At 43.9% G+C, this 14,453-nt stretch carries 14 protein-coding genes and 1 pseudogene; 5 read left to right on the forward strand and 10 right to left on the reverse strand.

Going from position 1 to position 14,453, the window contains the following annotated elements; genetic code table 11:
- Positions 1 to 36: 36 nt before the first annotated feature.
- Positions 37 to 540: a DUF5004 domain-containing protein gene (locus tag PREMU_RS02600; RefSeq protein ID WP_007572909.1), complete on the reverse strand. Its 504-nt coding sequence runs from the start codon at positions 538 to 540 to the stop codon at positions 37 to 39.
- Positions 541 to 769: 229 nt separating this feature from the next.
- Complete coding sequence (locus PREMU_RS02605) at positions 770 to 2,392, reverse strand: DUF6377 domain-containing protein (RefSeq protein ID WP_007572910.1); 1,623 nt, start codon at positions 2,390 to 2,392, stop codon at positions 770 to 772.
- A 376-nt stretch (positions 2,393 to 2,768) separates the two neighbouring features.
- Here PREMU_RS02605 and mnmG point away from each other — a divergent pair, with 376 nt between their 5' ends.
- The 4 genes from mnmG to dtd all read left to right on the forward strand — a co-directional run bounded on the left by mnmG (position 2,769) and on the right by dtd (position 7,663).
- Positions 2,769 to 4,640, forward strand: coding sequence for a tRNA uridine-5-carboxymethylaminomethyl(34) synthesis enzyme MnmG (mnmG, locus tag PREMU_RS02610; RefSeq protein WP_007572911.1), 1,872 nt, complete (start codon positions 2,769 to 2,771; stop codon positions 4,638 to 4,640).
- A 113-nt stretch (positions 4,641 to 4,753) separates the two neighbouring features.
- The gene (locus tag PREMU_RS02615) at positions 4,754 to 5,284 is read left to right on the forward strand and encodes an adenine phosphoribosyltransferase (RefSeq protein ID WP_007572912.1); all 531 of its coding nucleotides are present in this window, start codon (positions 4,754 to 4,756) and stop codon (positions 5,282 to 5,284) included.
- A gap of 55 nt (positions 5,285 to 5,339) precedes the next feature.
- Positions 5,340 to 7,184 carry an excinuclease ABC subunit UvrC gene (gene uvrC / locus PREMU_RS02620; protein WP_007572914.1) on the forward strand — a complete coding sequence of 615 codons (1,845 nt, stop codon included), beginning with the start codon at positions 5,340 to 5,342 and terminating at the stop codon, positions 7,182 to 7,184.
- A gap of 26 nt (positions 7,185 to 7,210) precedes the next feature.
- Positions 7,211 to 7,663 carry a D-aminoacyl-tRNA deacylase gene (gene dtd / locus PREMU_RS02625; protein WP_007572916.1) on the forward strand — a complete coding sequence of 151 codons (453 nt, stop codon included), beginning with the start codon at positions 7,211 to 7,213 and terminating at the stop codon, positions 7,661 to 7,663.
- 503 nt (positions 7,664 to 8,166) lie between these two features.
- Here the strand turns inward: dtd and PREMU_RS02630 are convergent.
- The 8 genes and pseudogenes from PREMU_RS02630 to PREMU_RS14060 form a co-directional block, all read right to left on the reverse strand.
- Positions 8,167 to 9,111 (reverse strand): acyltransferase family protein, encoded by a 945-nt coding sequence (locus PREMU_RS02630; protein WP_306420853.1) that lies wholly within the window; start codon positions 9,109 to 9,111, stop codon positions 8,167 to 8,169.
- A 1,097-nt stretch (positions 9,112 to 10,208) separates the two neighbouring features.
- Complete coding sequence (locus tag PREMU_RS02635; RefSeq protein ID WP_007572920.1) at positions 10,209 to 10,799, reverse strand: hypothetical protein; 591 nt, start codon at positions 10,797 to 10,799, stop codon at positions 10,209 to 10,211.
- Positions 10,800 to 10,871: 72 nt separating this feature from the next.
- Positions 10,872 to 11,294, reverse strand: coding sequence for a hypothetical protein (locus PREMU_RS02640; RefSeq protein ID WP_040557954.1), 423 nt, complete (start codon positions 11,292 to 11,294; stop codon positions 10,872 to 10,874).
- Positions 11,295 to 11,543: 249 nt separating this feature from the next.
- Positions 11,544 to 12,197, reverse strand: coding sequence for a hypothetical protein (locus PREMU_RS02645; protein ID WP_223918543.1), 654 nt, complete (start codon positions 12,195 to 12,197; stop codon positions 11,544 to 11,546).
- A gap of 13 nt (positions 12,198 to 12,210) precedes the next feature.
- Positions 12,211 to 12,963, reverse strand: coding sequence for a LytR/AlgR family response regulator transcription factor (locus tag PREMU_RS02650; protein WP_007572924.1), 753 nt, complete (start codon positions 12,961 to 12,963; stop codon positions 12,211 to 12,213).
- Positions 12,935 to 13,282, reverse strand: coding sequence for a hypothetical protein (locus PREMU_RS02655; protein WP_223918604.1), 348 nt, complete (start codon positions 13,280 to 13,282; stop codon positions 12,935 to 12,937). Before PREMU_RS02655 ends, PREMU_RS02650 begins: the two co-directional genes overlap by 29 nt.
- A 63-nt stretch (positions 13,283 to 13,345) precedes the next feature.
- Positions 13,346 to 13,462, reverse strand: a pseudogene (locus tag PREMU_RS15930) (histidine kinase); the annotation flags it as partial.
- Positions 13,443 to 13,979, reverse strand: coding sequence for a LytS family sensor histidine kinase (locus PREMU_RS14060; protein WP_050796339.1), 537 nt, complete (start codon positions 13,977 to 13,979; stop codon positions 13,443 to 13,445). The gene PREMU_RS14060 and the pseudogene PREMU_RS15930, both read right to left, overlap by 20 nt.
- A 258-nt stretch (positions 13,980 to 14,237) precedes the next feature.
- Here PREMU_RS14060 and PREMU_RS02660 point away from each other — a divergent pair, with 258 nt between their 5' ends.
- Positions 14,238 to 14,435, forward strand: coding sequence for a hypothetical protein (locus tag PREMU_RS02660; RefSeq protein WP_007572927.1), 198 nt, complete (start codon positions 14,238 to 14,240; stop codon positions 14,433 to 14,435).
- The last annotated feature ends 18 nt before the right edge of the window (positions 14,436 to 14,453 follow it).

Raw genomic sequence — 14,453 nt, forward strand, 5'->3', positions numbered from 1 at the left:
ATGGATTAAGCGAAAAATGGAATAATAGAAGCCTGCTTACTCCGCTTTGGTGAGGTTGTAAGAATAGGAAACAAAAGGCTGTCCGTTCACTTTTCTCACCAGTTTGTACTCTAATGTCTGGTTGTTCCCCGGCAAGGTGGTCACGGTCAGGGAAACAGGCTGATCGCTTCCTGTCAGCAGAATCTGACTGGCAGTGGCGTCACTCTTGGTGAAGTTGTAGTCCATCTTCCATGTACCTTTCTGAGGGAGCAGTGCCGGCGCGTTGCCCTCAATGGAAAAAGTGGACGGATTGCCGGAGGCATCCCTGTCGAAGTTGATGACAAAGGTGTCGAAATCGAGCAGGTCGGTCAGTGTCATGGTTTTGGCATTGGTCTCATCAGTCTGTATGACGCTGTTGACAACCCATCTGCCGCCTATCTTTTCAGACAGTGTGATAGGATCCACATAGTCGCCATCATCCACCGAGGAGCAGGACACACAGCCTAATGCAGCTGTTAAAGCCAGCAACACGGCTAAAAGTTTGGTCGTAATTGTTCTCATAGTGAACTCGTTCTTATTGTTATTGATGATTAGGTGTTTCAGCTTTTCGTTTCTGCAAAATTAGATGATTGTCTACATATATTAAAATTATCAACGAAATGTATAACAAAAAAAATCCAGTTAGGGTTCTAACTAGCTGATAATCAGAGATTCCTTTCCTACTACCTTCCTACAATGTATTAATGGAATATATGCCTTCTTGGCGCATGAATCAGGAAATATACCGTTGTCAATGCCCGATGGCCATGATGCACTCCTCAAACTGGTCGTTGCTCACCTTTGACTTGTTTTTCACACGCGTCTTGTAGGTATTGATGGTATGCACCGAATAGTTGAGGAAGCGGGCGATGCGTTCCGAGTCGGTGATGCCCAACCTGATGAGGGCGAAGATGCGCATCTCCGTTGTGAGAGAGTTCTTCGATTCGGGCCACTTCTGCTCGCTTTCGTCGAAGAACGCATTATACTGTTCCAGATAACTGGGAAAGAGCTTGAGGAAGGTCTCGTCGAAGTCGGCGAACATTGACTTGCGCTCCTGGATCAGCTCGCTTTCGGTGAGACTGTGCTGGAGATCCTGGTATTGACGGGCAGCGATCTTGTGGTCTATGCTGCGGTATAGTTTCTCCACCTTGTTGATATATTCGGAATTGATATAGAACGACCGCCCAATGTACTCGTCCTTGATCTTGTTCACTTCCTCCAACATCCTGTTTTGGGCAGCCAACTGACTGTTTGCCTGCGCAATGACTTGCTGGGCTCCCTTGAGGCGATGCATCTGTCGCCGGATCATCAGCCACGAGAGGAAGAGGACGATGATAAAGAGCACGGCTATGATGACAACTCCCGTCATGGCGTTGCGCTGTCCTTTCACGATGTCGAACCTGTCCTGCTCAATGATAGGCAGAATGCTGCTGATCTCTATCATACGCTGACGCGCTCCATAGAAGGTGGCGTTGGCGAGAGCCTCCTGCACATAGCGGGTGGACCGCTCGATATCTCCTCTTTTATAAAGGAAACTGGCAAGTGAGGAGAGGGCTGTCGTCTCGCGGGTCACGCTCTGGTTGTCGGCGATGGCAGCCTGCGCCAGAAAGTCGATGGCCTGATCTTCATGATTGAGATAGACGCTCACCCAACCAAGGCAGGAGGTGATGATCGCCTTGGTGTGGAGGTCCAGTCCAGGCTTCCGGAGAAGCTGCTTGAATGTCGCCACGCACGCCGTGTACTGGCGCTCTTTCATCTGACGCATGCCAACAGCATAGAGATAGTCTTGAGAGCCGGGCTGAAGACAGCGCAGCAACGAGTCGGTAAGGATACGGCCGCGCCGGATATAAGCTTCCTGATAGGGGGCGGCATGGCAATAGTCGGCAATGTCGTAGTTGAGACGCGACGACATTTTAAAGTAAAGTATCCGGTAGCGAAGCAAGACGCCGGTGGTCCGAATGGCTTCCATCGTGTCGAAAGCCTCCTTATAGAGCCCGGCTGAAAGCAGACAGAATACCTGGTCGCATTGCGCCTCCACGGTATAGTCCCTGCTGTGGAGACGTGATGCCAAATGTCCCATCTGACGAGCGTAGGCATAGGCGGAGTCGTATTGATAGGAAGAAAACTCTTCATACAGGTTTCGACAGAGTCGGTAACGGCGGTCGCCACGTGCCTTCGAATACTGATGCCTCAGAATATCAATGCGCTGGAGCTTCTGCTGTTCATAGAAGTGCTTCTTCGCCAAGCTGTGGTCAAGCTGCGACAGATGCTCCTCGGAGACAGCCAGCACATTGGCACAGGACAGCTGTGGCGCGCAGCAAAAGGATAGGAACAGTAGCCATGGCAGGAAGGGGTATCGATTAAAAGGTGACATAAGCAGGCTTATTTTCAAGTGTTTCTTTTCTAATAAGCAAACTTACATAAAAATAAGTATGAAACAATAAGAAATCTTGTCTTTTTACGTTAAAAAATATAAACAAGCCCTATATTCCCTGCCTATAGATGCTCCTATCGTCATTGAGCCAAGGCACCGTGACAGCTATCGGCAACGAAGACCGGACGTTGGCAGGAAGGCGGAATAATGTACATGGTTTTGGCATTAACAGTTAAATCGCACCGTCATTAAACTGAATGGACAACGCAATAATAGGATAAAGACTGTATTGTTGATGCTGTGGAGCAATATTTTGATGAAGTAAACCGTTTCTCAATTCTTTTTGTTACTTTTGCGCCAAAAGACAATACAACTTATGGATTTTAAATACGACGTCATCGTCATCGGAGGCGGACATGCCGGCTGTGAGGCTGCATGCGCCGCAGCCAACATGGGAGCCAAGACCTGTCTCATTACCATGGACATGAACAAGATAGCGCAGATGAGCTGCAACCCTGCTGTGGGCGGAATTGCCAAAGGGCAGATCGTGCGCGAGATTGATGCCTTAGGCGGTCAGATGGGTATCGTCACCGACCGTACGGCCATACAGTTTCGCATGCTCAATAAAGGCAAAGGCCCGGCCGTATGGTCACCAAGAGCGCAGTGCGACCGTGGAAAGTTCATCTGGGAATGGCGTAGCAGGCTCGATCATACCGACAATCTCGACATCTGGCAAGACCAGGCTGAGGAGCTCATCGTGGAGAATGGCATAGCCGTCGGCGTAAAAACTATCTGGGGTGTAGAGTTTCGCGCAGGTGCCGTAGTGCTTACAGCCGGTACCTTCCTCAACGGACTCATGCACATAGGCCATCATCAAGTACCTGGTGGCAGAGTGGCAGAACCTGCGTCCTACCACCTCACTGAGTCCATTACAAAGTGGGGCGTGAGGGCTGGAAGGATGAAAACGGGTACGCCTGTGCGTCTCGACAAGCGCACCATTCACTTTGAGGACACCGAAGAACAACCTGGTGACACCGACTGGCATCAGTTCTCTTACATGAGGGTGCAACATGCTCTCAAGCGGCTACCTTGCTGGACTTGTAACACCAATGAGGAGGTGCACCACATCCTGCGAGACGACATCGCAAATTCTCCACTTTTCAACGGGCAAATTCGAAGCACAGGACCACGCTACTGTCCCTCCATAGAGACCAAGCTCATGGTGTTTCCCGACCGTGACCATCACCTCTTATTTATAGAGCCTGAGGGCGAGAATACCAATGAGATGTACCTCAACGGCTTCTCGTCGTCCATGCCGATGGAGACCCAACTGAAAGCTATCCACCAGATTCCCGCCCTCAGAGATGTCAGAGCCTACCGTCCTGGCTATGCGATAGAGTACGACTATTTCGACCCCACGCAGCTAAGCCACTCCCTTGAGTCCAAAATCATTCCCCGACTCTTCCTCGCAGGGCAGGTCAACGGTACAACAGGGTATGAGGAAGCTGCAGGACAGGGACTCATGGCAGGCGTAAATGCCGCACTCAGATGTGCCGGTTCCGATCCGTTTATCCTCAAACGAGATGAAGCCTATATCGGCGTACTCATCGACGATCTCTGTACAAAAGGCGTGGATGAGCCCTACCGCATGTTCACCTCAAGGGCTGAATACCGCATCCTTCTTCGGCAAGATGATGCGGATGCAAGACTGACAGAGAAGGCGTATGCCATAGGTTTAGCGAAAAAAAACCGCTACGACCGATGGATGAGTAAAAAGGCTGAGATCAGGAAACTGATGGATTTCTGCGACAATACGTCTGTACACCCGAAAGAAATCAACAATGCACTTGAAGCCATCGACACTACCCCACTCCAATTCGGTTGCAAAATCGTCGACCTTATCGCACGGCCACAACTCAGCATCCCTACTTTATCAGAAATAATTCCGGATCTGAAGATGACTCTCGATGCTATTAGCAACCGGAAAGAGGAGATTATTGAGGCCGCCGAAGTGATGATAAAGTATAAGGGGTATATAGAGCGTGAGAAAATCGTTGCGGAGAAAATGCACCGTCTGGAGAACATTAAGATAAAAGGGCACTTCCATTACACAGACATCTCAGAGATTAGTACCGAAGGTCGTCAAAAGCTTGAACGCATCGATCCGGATACGTTGGCAGAAGCCAGTCGCATCCCCGGCGTATCACCATCGGACATCAATGTCCTGCTCGTATTGCTCGGAAGATAAAATGAGATCTATAAAATGGAAATGCGAAAACACTTACAAAGTTTCACGTGAAACAAATAAAGACGTAATCAATTGAAAACAAACAAGATATAACTTAAAGTTAAACGTAAAAGATGAACAACCAGACATTAGTGGAAAACCTACGATGCATTCCTGACTGGCCGATTAAAGGCGTCAACTTCCGCGACGTAACTACCCTTTTCAAGAATGCGGAATGTATCAAGATCATCAGTGACATGATGTACAATCTCTACAAGGATAAAGGCATCACAAAAATCGTGGGCATCGAGAGTCGCGGCTTTGTCATGAGCTCCGCAGCTGCCATCAGGCTGAACGCCGGCATCGTATTGTGCCGCAAACCAGGCAAGTTGCCATGCGACACCATACAACAAAGCTATGCCAAAGAGTACGGCATCGATACGATAGAAATACACAAAGACGCCATCTCTCCCGATGACGTGGTGCTCCTTCACGACGATTTGCTGGCAACAGGTGGCACTATGAAGGCAGCCTGCGACCTCGTAAGAAAGTTCAATCCAAAGAGAATCTACTGCAATTTCATCATGGAGCTCAACTCCGAGTTCCCCCACACACGTGACATCTTTGACAAAGACATTGAGGTGACAAGCCTACTGAAGTTTTAGTTCCACGTGAAACAAACAGCGACTAAGGTGTCAATCATATAGCAAGTTAGCGACGATGACTAAAGAAGAGAATGAAAATAGGCTCGCATACCTGAAGAACATCGTTCTCAATATGCCTGAGAAGCCAGGAAGCTACCAGTATTACGACGATCTCAGAGAGAACGGCGGGGCCATCATCTATGTGGGAAAGGCCAAGAATCTCAAGCGCAGAGTGTCAAGCTATTTCCATAAGGAGGTGGACCGCTTCAAGACAAAGGTTCTCGTCTCAAAGATCAAAGATATCTCCTATACGGTGGTCAACACTGAGGAAGACGCCTTGTTGCTTGAGAATTCTCTTATCAAGAAGTACAATCCTAAGTACAATGTCCTGCTCAAAGACGGCAAGACCTACCCCTCCATCATTGTCACCAATGAGTACTTCCCACGCATTTTCAAGACGCGACACATCGACAAACGACTGGGGACTTACTTTGGTCCTTATCCGCACATCTCTTCCATGTACATCGTGCTGGACCTGATTCACAAGGCCTTTAAGCCGCGCAGGTGCCACCAGCCCATCACACAGGAAGGCGTGGACTTAGGAAAATATCGTCCGTGTCTGGAATATCACATCCACAATTGCGATGGATGCTGTATCGGCAAACAGCTGAGAGAGGAATACTTAGAGAACATCAGGCAGGCAAAAGAAGTGTTGAGAGGCAACACCCGTGAACTGTCCGAATGGGTTTACAAGCGCATGATGGCCAACGCCAAACTGCTGAGATTCGAGGAAGCAGAGCGCCTGAAGGAGCGCTATCAGCTGCTGCAAGACTTTGTCTCCAAGAGCGAGGTGGTAAGCCATACCATCACCGACGTGGATGTATTCACCATTACCGACGACGACAACAAGAAGAACGCGTACATTAATTATATACATGTTAAGAACGGTACCATCAATCAAAGCTTCACCTACGAATACAAACGAAAACTCGACGAGAGCGACGAGGATCTGCTCATACAGGCCATTCCAGATATCAGAGAGCGCTTTAACAGTTCCGCTAAAGAGATTATCGTACCTTTCGAAATGGAGTGGAAGCTGCGTGATGCCGTCTTTTTCGTGCCGCAGAGAGGCGACAAGAAGCACCTGTTAGAGCTTTCAGAGATGAATGGAAAACAGTACCGGTTTGACCGTTTGAAGCAGACCGAAAAGCTCAATCCGGAGCAAAAGCAGACCCGACTCATGAAAGAGCTGAAGGAAAAGCTGCATCTCGACAACCTCCCCTACCAGATAGAGTGCTTTGATAACTCCAATATCTCGGGCACCGACGCTGTTGCGGGCTGCATCGTATACAAAGGTATGAAGCCGTCCAGAAGAGATTACCGGAAATATAACATCAGGACCGTTGTCGGACCCGACGATTACGCCTCGATGCAGGAAGTGGTGCGCCGCCGCTATTCCCGTATGACAGAAGATGGTACGCCCCTTCCAGACCTCATCATTACGGATGGAGGAAAAGGGCAGATGGACGTTGTGAGAGAGGTTGTAGAGGATGAATTGCACCTCCACATCCCTATCGCAGGTCTGGCTAAAGACGACCGACACCGCACCAACGAACTGCTGTTCGGCTTCCCACCACAGGTCATCGGATTGAAAACAGACAGCGAACTGTTTCATATCCTTACGCAGATCCAAGACGAGGTGCACCGTTTCGCCATCACTTTCCACCGCGACAAGCGCTCCAAACACGCTTTACACTCCGCCCTCGACGATATCAAAGGCATTGGTCCCAAGAGCCGAGAGGCACTGCTAAAAGTCTTTAAATCAGTGAAATCAATACGAGATGCAAGTGTAGAACAACTTGCCACCGTCATCGGCAGAGACAAAGCACAGAAGGTTTTCGATTCATTGAACAAACAATAGTATTATTCGAGTTATAAAAGACGATCATGAGAATAGTCATACAACGTGTCACCCACGCATCGGTAACGATTGAAGGAAAGGTAAAATCAGAAATAGGAAAAGGCTATCTCATTCTTGTTGGCATCTGTTCAGAAGACACAGAGGAAGACGCCGCCTGGCTTGTCAGGAAGATTGTAGGTTTGCGTGTCTTCGACGATGCAGAAGGAGTGATGAATCTCAGCATCGGCGATGTGGATGGCGACGTGCTTGTCGTGTCACAGTTCACACTGATGGCAAGCTATAAGAAGGGCAACAGGCCCAGCTGGCTTAAGGCCGCATCCCACTCCATCTCTATTCCCTTGTATAACCGCTTCTGTGAATTACTGTCCGAAACCATGGGTAAACCCATAGGAACAGGCGAGTTTGGCGCGATGATGAAAGTGGAATTGCTCAACGACGGCCCTGTCACTATCTGCATGGATACCAAGAACAAGGAATGACGAAAGCTCACCACAAAACGGCTTAGAGACCGTTAGAAGCACATGAAAAAGGGCAAACGGATTCGGCCCGCCGGCGAGATGCTCTCAAAAAATCAATTCATAGATGAGATAAAAGCTCCATTCATACTCATAATCACCTATTATACAAGTAATTATACAACACTATTTTGACTATTTTATTACAATAGCAAATTGCGAAAGAGAGTAACTACCCAGTCTTTTTCAGCAGGCCAGCCAAAGCTTGAAGTTAAAGAGTTATAAAGTCTTATTTATGATTTTCCAGTTACGTCTGTTTCAGGTCAAAAGAGCGAGTCTTCCCCATAGCACCTTCTTCATTTGGAGAGTTGCTTGGTTATGCCTTTTCAAAGCACTTAAGCAACGGCAACACCCATGAGGAGAATAAAGTCATGGAGGAGGACAACAAGGACATATTATGAAACGACAGAACGTAACTTGGGTACCGATTCAACCGTTATTACAGCGGTACCGTTTCGCCGATACTGTCACCTTAATATTTTTTTCCGTCCAAAAAGAATGGAAAGGTGAGACCAATCCATAATTTTAGCAATATAGATGCTACCAATGATACTGATCAAAATAGTAAGAAACGAATGTAACACTCCTGTAGAATCAAATCTGAAAAAAGGTAATATAAATTTTGACAACATCGTAAATATTGGATGGAAAATATAAATTGGGAAAGTGTTTCTCCCTATATACTCTATTGCAACCTTAGTCCGTCCTTTAATCAGAGAGAAGAAGTAAGAGGAGAAGGACAAGAAAGAGAATACACATATCAGAACCGATATGGTCCCCCAATCATGAAAACCCGTGTCTGCAATCAACAAACAAAAGGGGATGAGTGGCCACAGACTCCTGATGTATATTCGTGAGAAATCCTTATAGTATTGCCTTATCCCCACTCCTATGAAATAGTATACAGCCGTCTTGATATTCAAGAAAGGGGTCAACAATGAGACGATTATCAGCAAGGATGCAAATATGGAATACTTTGCCGTGACATCGATCCTGTCTGAAATATGGAATGCAAAATAATAAAGGATTCCACACACCATCATTGCATGCAGAAACCAATAAGGACCAATGGACTTAATAAAGAGGATATTAAGGATAGTGGGTATGTCACATACCTTAATACCATCACGAACAGGAAGGAACAAGGATAAAACTGCATAACCTATTACAAGAATCATATATGGCAACCATATTCTTAATATATAAAGAGTATAATCTTGGATAGGTTTGTTGATATTTACTAAAAAACCTGTTATCACTAAAAAAGTTGGCATTATAAAAGACAAAATGCCGCTCTTTGCCAATGGATACACATTACCAAAATTTACTATATGTACAAGAATAACTAAGACTATTAAGATCGCTCTAAAAAAATCAATATCTCTACTGTATTTCATTTGGAAGACAACCATTCTCTACCCAGAGAGCAGAGAATGGATTTGAAAGTTATTCAACAATAAATGTAGCACCCTTTTGGCATTCAAAGCCATTCTTTATTATCGTTTCAGATGTGCTATTTAATTTCAGGTTGGCACCATTGTAAATTATTACATTTCCATAGGGAATAGAGGATGTTACATCATAATAACCAACTTACTTGCACAAAACCCCGAGTTAAAACTACGGAAAAAAGTCCGAACACAAAGATTCTTTTCATACATATTGGCATATTAGTACTGTTTAAGAATTAGAGTTTATTGCAAAGATAGTCCTTTCCTTTCAATATACCTAATATATTAATAAATATTTATGATTTTTATATAAAAGGAATTATCCTACCATTTGAATGTAGCTCAAGCTCCTATAACTCGTTGGTGGAATCAGGTTAATACATACTTAATTCTGCCTATAGGCTTATTATTGATGAAATTTACTTCTTCAATGAACTCTTTGCTGAGAATGACTAAGAAATAGTCATTCGGAATTTGTCATGCCTCAAAAGACTAAGTTGTTACAATGTTGTATAAGAATACCCCCCCTGAGAACCGCATAAAATAGAAACACCGCAGGAGGATATGGGAAAGTCAGCTAAAAAATCTGATTTTCGACTGTCAACCAATTTAACAAATGACGAGAAAGTGTAGAGAAACCACTCTCCCGCCAGCTGAATAGTTACAACCTGAATCAGCATTATGACTTCTGTTTTCAAGGGAAGGAACATCGTTCACTGCAGCACCTTTTCTTCTTTCTTGTGTAGTTGCATATGGGAACTCATCCCTATCTATCAAATTCAGGTTGCACACTATGTCCTCTGAGCGATTCACGTCTCCTTTCCCTTCGATTATTTGGATTAGAAGCACAAGTTAGAATTTACGTTGTCCTTTTGCCCAAATACTTCCTATGTGTTTTATAGACTCTTCTATCGATATTATATACAACATCACTACAATAGAGATAAAGCTGCGAAAGAGAAAGGATTAGTATGTAGTCAGCAGATGGGTATATATAGCCCCACAGCCTGATTACATACTATTATTCTATTTGCAGGGTTTCTTGTTTGGAAAGAATGTCAGAATGTCAGACCTATGCCGAAAGACAAAGAATGTCTGGTGCTTTTTTCCTTGCTAAAGCTGATTTCCCCCGATTCTGCATTATAGATGTAAGTTGAGATGTCTGTAAACCTCTTCAGGTTGTATGCTATTTGAAAATTCACGCCAAAATGCTTTGCAAGCATATAGGTATATCCAATTCCTAAGCTGCCTGTGAATCCTTTTGTATAATCTCCAGCCTTTATAGCGTATCCCAAATCTGTAAAGGCATATACATCAGGAATTTTTTTAAGAGCCCTATATCTTACCGTTGCGAAAATAGGCAACGTGTTATGATCAAGTTCGGTGTATCGGTCAAGTCCAATTCCTATTCCAGCAGACCAAAAAGGAGATATATCGTAACGCGGACTGAGATGAATAGAGTGTCCGCCCATCTTGTATTTGTTTCGATTAAGCGATGTGCCCATAAACTTTTCCGAAAGCCCTAGGTTGTAGTGGTAATCTACATCTATATGGAATCTGCTTTGTCCCCAGGCTGTCGTTGTACACGCCAATACTAAAATGACAACCCAAAGAGATTTCCAAGGATATAATTTAACAAAATGTGTCATAATTCTGATTTTTTATATGTCTTACGAGATTTGATAACTAATCTCGTAAGGCATGATTATACTTCTGTTACTTTATTTCTTGCTTTTTGTTATTCTTGCAGCAAGCCACTTCCCCTTATATTTAACAGCACCATAAACAGTACCGCTTGAAAGTTTTGTCGATTTTCCACCATCCATGGAAATAGATTTTAGATTAAAACTTCCATTATAAGAGAAGCCGAAAACATATATGCCAGGAAACCATTTCGCATAGAATTTCTTATCAAATGTTTTCGCTCTCGTCTTTCCAAATTCGTCTGCGCCAGTAACAACGTACAGGGCTGAATTATCTACGGAATATAGTCCTCTTTGGTCATCAGGAGTGGAATTGATGTAATCCTTCAGTTTCTTTGTCCCTTTGTTTACAAGGGATTTAATGCCTGATTTTAAGAGAGAGTTTACATTTTTGACTTTGATGTTATATGAAGTGAATGGAACATAGACAGTCGTTTTCAATGTCGCTGTCTTGACACGAGCACAAAAGTAATGCTCCCAAGAGAACAATAAAAAGATGCTTCATAATAATAAACTTTTTAGATTATGGTTATTGTGAACTTACCGCTTATGCGGCCTTTTTGTAAATGTAAAGATAAAATAGTTTTTGGATTATAGCAAGGTCTAATACCGTGAAGCGTAAAAAACTGGAGGCGAAATGGAAAAATCGCTGTCCGAATTGACATCTGGCCTTTTCACAAGACCTACCTTCTAGAAGATATAATAAACAGTAAGGAAACCTCCATGTAGATGCCTTTTGACTGGGTAAAACTCGTCAAAGCGTCTTCCTTCAAATATCATGTTACGGCGCAACGCAAATATGTCAAGGTTAGAATACAGATATCCCCCAGAAATTCCTATTCCTCCCAAATTCAAGTTAAGTCCTATCTTACAGTCAAAGGCATACCACCGTCCGTTATTGCTACTGACTTTTTTAAAGCCTATTTTATGTCCCTGTCCATCTAATAGGTTAACAGGAACATTGCAATATGGTATGTTCATCATGAAGCCTGGTTCCATGAAGAAACCAAGCCAGTTCTCGGAAAACCGTACTACAGGAGGCGAAACAAGATGTATGGATGGACGTAGATAGAAATTTTCTGTTTCTTCATAATTTTCATCGATTTCCCATCCTTGTCCCTTAGGAACTCCGTTAACGGCATATTGCTTCCACATCCCTATTGATGCTCCAAGTCCGATATATGGACAAATCATATAGTGATAGGATGCCTCCATCTGCCATGTGTCACAAGATGTCAATGCACCGCTTACAGCAATTTTGTTTTTCCCGTCAGAGTCTTCGTTTTGGGCATTCGCGATATATATATTCCCCAATACAAGTAACGCTATCATTATTTTTTTCATAATGTCTGTACTCTTATCTGTTTAACCATTCTTTGAGTAATGTCGCACGTTCTTTGCTGACAATGATGTTATCGTCATCACAGCCTTCTATACGGAGAATCAGCTTGGAGTTGAAGAACTGCGAAATCTTCTTTATATGGTCTATATTCGCTATGTATCTGCGATTGACGCGGAAGAATTTCCGTGGATCCAATTTCTTTTCTAATTCTCCAAGCGAAACGGATTCCCCATATTGCTCTCCATGTGCTGTAATTATCCGAACCCTTTCGTTGTCTCTTTGGAAGCAGCTGATTTCATCAGAATGAAGCGGAATAAGTTCATCAGCTTTACTTACAAGGAACCGTTCTTGATAACATCTTAAATCTTGTGCAAGGCCAGAAAGATTGTCTTTTGTATCAACCCTTGCTTTTGGCGCCAGACAAATCTTATGCATGGCTTTTTGCAGATCGTTGATATCAAATGGTTTCAAGAGATAATCTATGCCGTTGGAATGTATGGCTTCCATCGCAAATTCGTCATAGGCCGTGGTAAAAATCACAAAAGAATTGGGCATGATTTCATGGAACGCCTCAAAAACGGTATGCCTTCCTAAACGGATGTCAGAGAAGATAAGGTCATAGTCGTTTTGACTCCTAAGTCTTTCTATCACCTGTTGTACACTTGACAGCGGGCCATCTACAATTAGCGTGTCGTCTAAATCAAGTATCATTCTCTTGAGCCTATCTGCGCTAATGCGCTCATCCTCTATAATCAGTAAGTGCTTCATTCTTTATCCGTATTAATGGTAGTTGAACTTCATAGAATGTATCTGTTTTTCTTATTGTCGGGACTTGCTCACATTGCACACGATAGCGTTCGTAAAGATTGTCCAACCCTATGCCAAAAGAAGGAATGGAATTCTTATTCCCCGGATGGCGAAGGCTATTGCGCACGATGAGATAGTTGCCTTGGCGGAAAATACTGATGGATAGCTTACCTTTATCCTCAGGCATGTTATGCTTAACAGCATTTTCAATAAGCAATTGTAGGGACAATGTCGGAATTCCCTCATCTTCAATACGCTCTAAGCACGGATCTGTCTGCAAAATTATTCTTTCGGGAAACCTTATGTCGAGAAGTGCCACGTAATCGGAAGCGAATTTGAGAGAATCATGAATGCTTACCAAATCGTGTTCTATGCTTCTTATGATATACCTATATATTCGTGAAAGCCGTATCGTGAATGTCTCTGCATCATCGGGATTCTCATGAATGATTCCCGCCAAGATTATTTAGGCTATTGAATACAAAGTGCGGGTCAAGCTGCATTTTGAGTATCTTTTTTCGGGTCGCAAGGTTTTGCTCACCCTGCATTGATATTAACCTGCTGTAATACTGTGTACTATGAGCCAGGGAAGAAAAAGTGGCTATGAAACAGACGATAAGCAAGCCTTCCTCGAATGAATCGTAGGGCGCAGGAACAAGCAGGTCGTACAAATTTTCAGAAATGATGGCTATTGCCACATTACAGAATAGAATTGTGATGCTGAGCAGAAGTTGCCTCTTATAACTAGTTTGCGAAAAATAATTTAGCCGCACTATACTTGCACTTGTCCATATAATCAGACCCGAGAGACATGCGCAATATAAAAAGTCGGCTATAAAGAAAAGACAATCGCCCAAAGCACTTAAAGCCCAATCGGATGTAATTATCCAGACCACATCGTAAAAGAAGAAAGAGGTTATAGAAAGCAATCCCCATTCAATCAACACTTCTTTGGCCTTTGCATTTTTCAATACCATGTTTTTAAATTATAGTTTATTAAAAAACGGAGAAACTCAGAATTTATTGCACCACCCTCTTGTCTATTACTTTCCTTCGTACTAAGGTGAGGGACATGTAAACATGTTACGCCCAAACTTTTCGTGTAGGCATTATTTTTCATCCTTATTCCACAATTTATTTTTATTCACTGGTAAAATTATGAAAAAAGTCAGAAGACACGAAGAAAGGAAGCAGAAAAGTTCCTGCTGAAACAGAACTACGAGAAGTTCGACTTCATGAACCGGCAGTTGGACGGTCTTGACCGCCAAATTGGATATCTCCTATCAACATTTCCCGAGGCGATTGAGAATGAAACCGGCGGGTCTGCAGTAAAGGGCAACGGTATCTCAAAGTTCAAGACACTCTACAAACTCGTCTCCGACATGGCTCTTAAGGGGAACTTTTTCGATGAGTTCTTTGCTGAGAATGACTAAGAAATAGTCATTCGGAAT

Origin of the sequence: Hallella multisaccharivorax DSM 17128, assembly GCF_000218235.1 — a bacterium.
GTDB lineage: Bacteria > Bacteroidota > Bacteroidia > Bacteroidales > Bacteroidaceae > Prevotella > Prevotella multisaccharivorax.

Coding starts and splice junctions, on each gene's coding strand:
- PREMU_RS02600 (WP_007572909.1), bottom strand. CDS start 540: ATGAGAACAATTACGACCAAACTTTTAGCCGTGTTGCTGGCTTTAACA.
- PREMU_RS02605 (WP_007572910.1), bottom strand. CDS start 2,392: ATGTCACCTTTTAATCGATACCCCTTCCTGCCATGGCTACTGTTCCTA.
- mnmG (WP_007572911.1), top strand. CDS start 2,769: ATGGATTTTAAATACGACGTCATCGTCATCGGAGGCGGACATGCCGGC.
- PREMU_RS02615 (WP_007572912.1), top strand. CDS start 4,754: ATGAACAACCAGACATTAGTGGAAAACCTACGATGCATTCCTGACTGG.
- uvrC (WP_007572914.1), top strand. CDS start 5,340: ATGACTAAAGAAGAGAATGAAAATAGGCTCGCATACCTGAAGAACATC.
- dtd (WP_007572916.1), top strand. CDS start 7,211: ATGAGAATAGTCATACAACGTGTCACCCACGCATCGGTAACGATTGAA.
- PREMU_RS02630 (WP_306420853.1), bottom strand. CDS start 9,111: ATGGTTGTCTTCCAAATGAAATACAGTAGAGATATTGATTTTTTTAGA.
- PREMU_RS02635 (WP_007572920.1), bottom strand. CDS start 10,799: ATGACACATTTTGTTAAATTATATCCTTGGAAATCTCTTTGGGTTGTC.
- PREMU_RS02645 (WP_223918543.1), bottom strand. CDS start 12,197: ATGAAAAAAATAATGATAGCGTTACTTGTATTGGGGAATATATATATC.
- PREMU_RS02650 (WP_007572924.1), bottom strand. CDS start 12,963: ATGAAGCACTTACTGATTATAGAGGATGAGCGCATTAGCGCAGATAGG.
- PREMU_RS14060 (WP_050796339.1), bottom strand. CDS start 13,979: ATGGTATTGAAAAATGCAAAGGCCAAAGAAGTGTTGATTGAATGGGGA.
- PREMU_RS02660 (WP_007572927.1), top strand. CDS start 14,238: ATGAACCGGCAGTTGGACGGTCTTGACCGCCAAATTGGATATCTCCTA.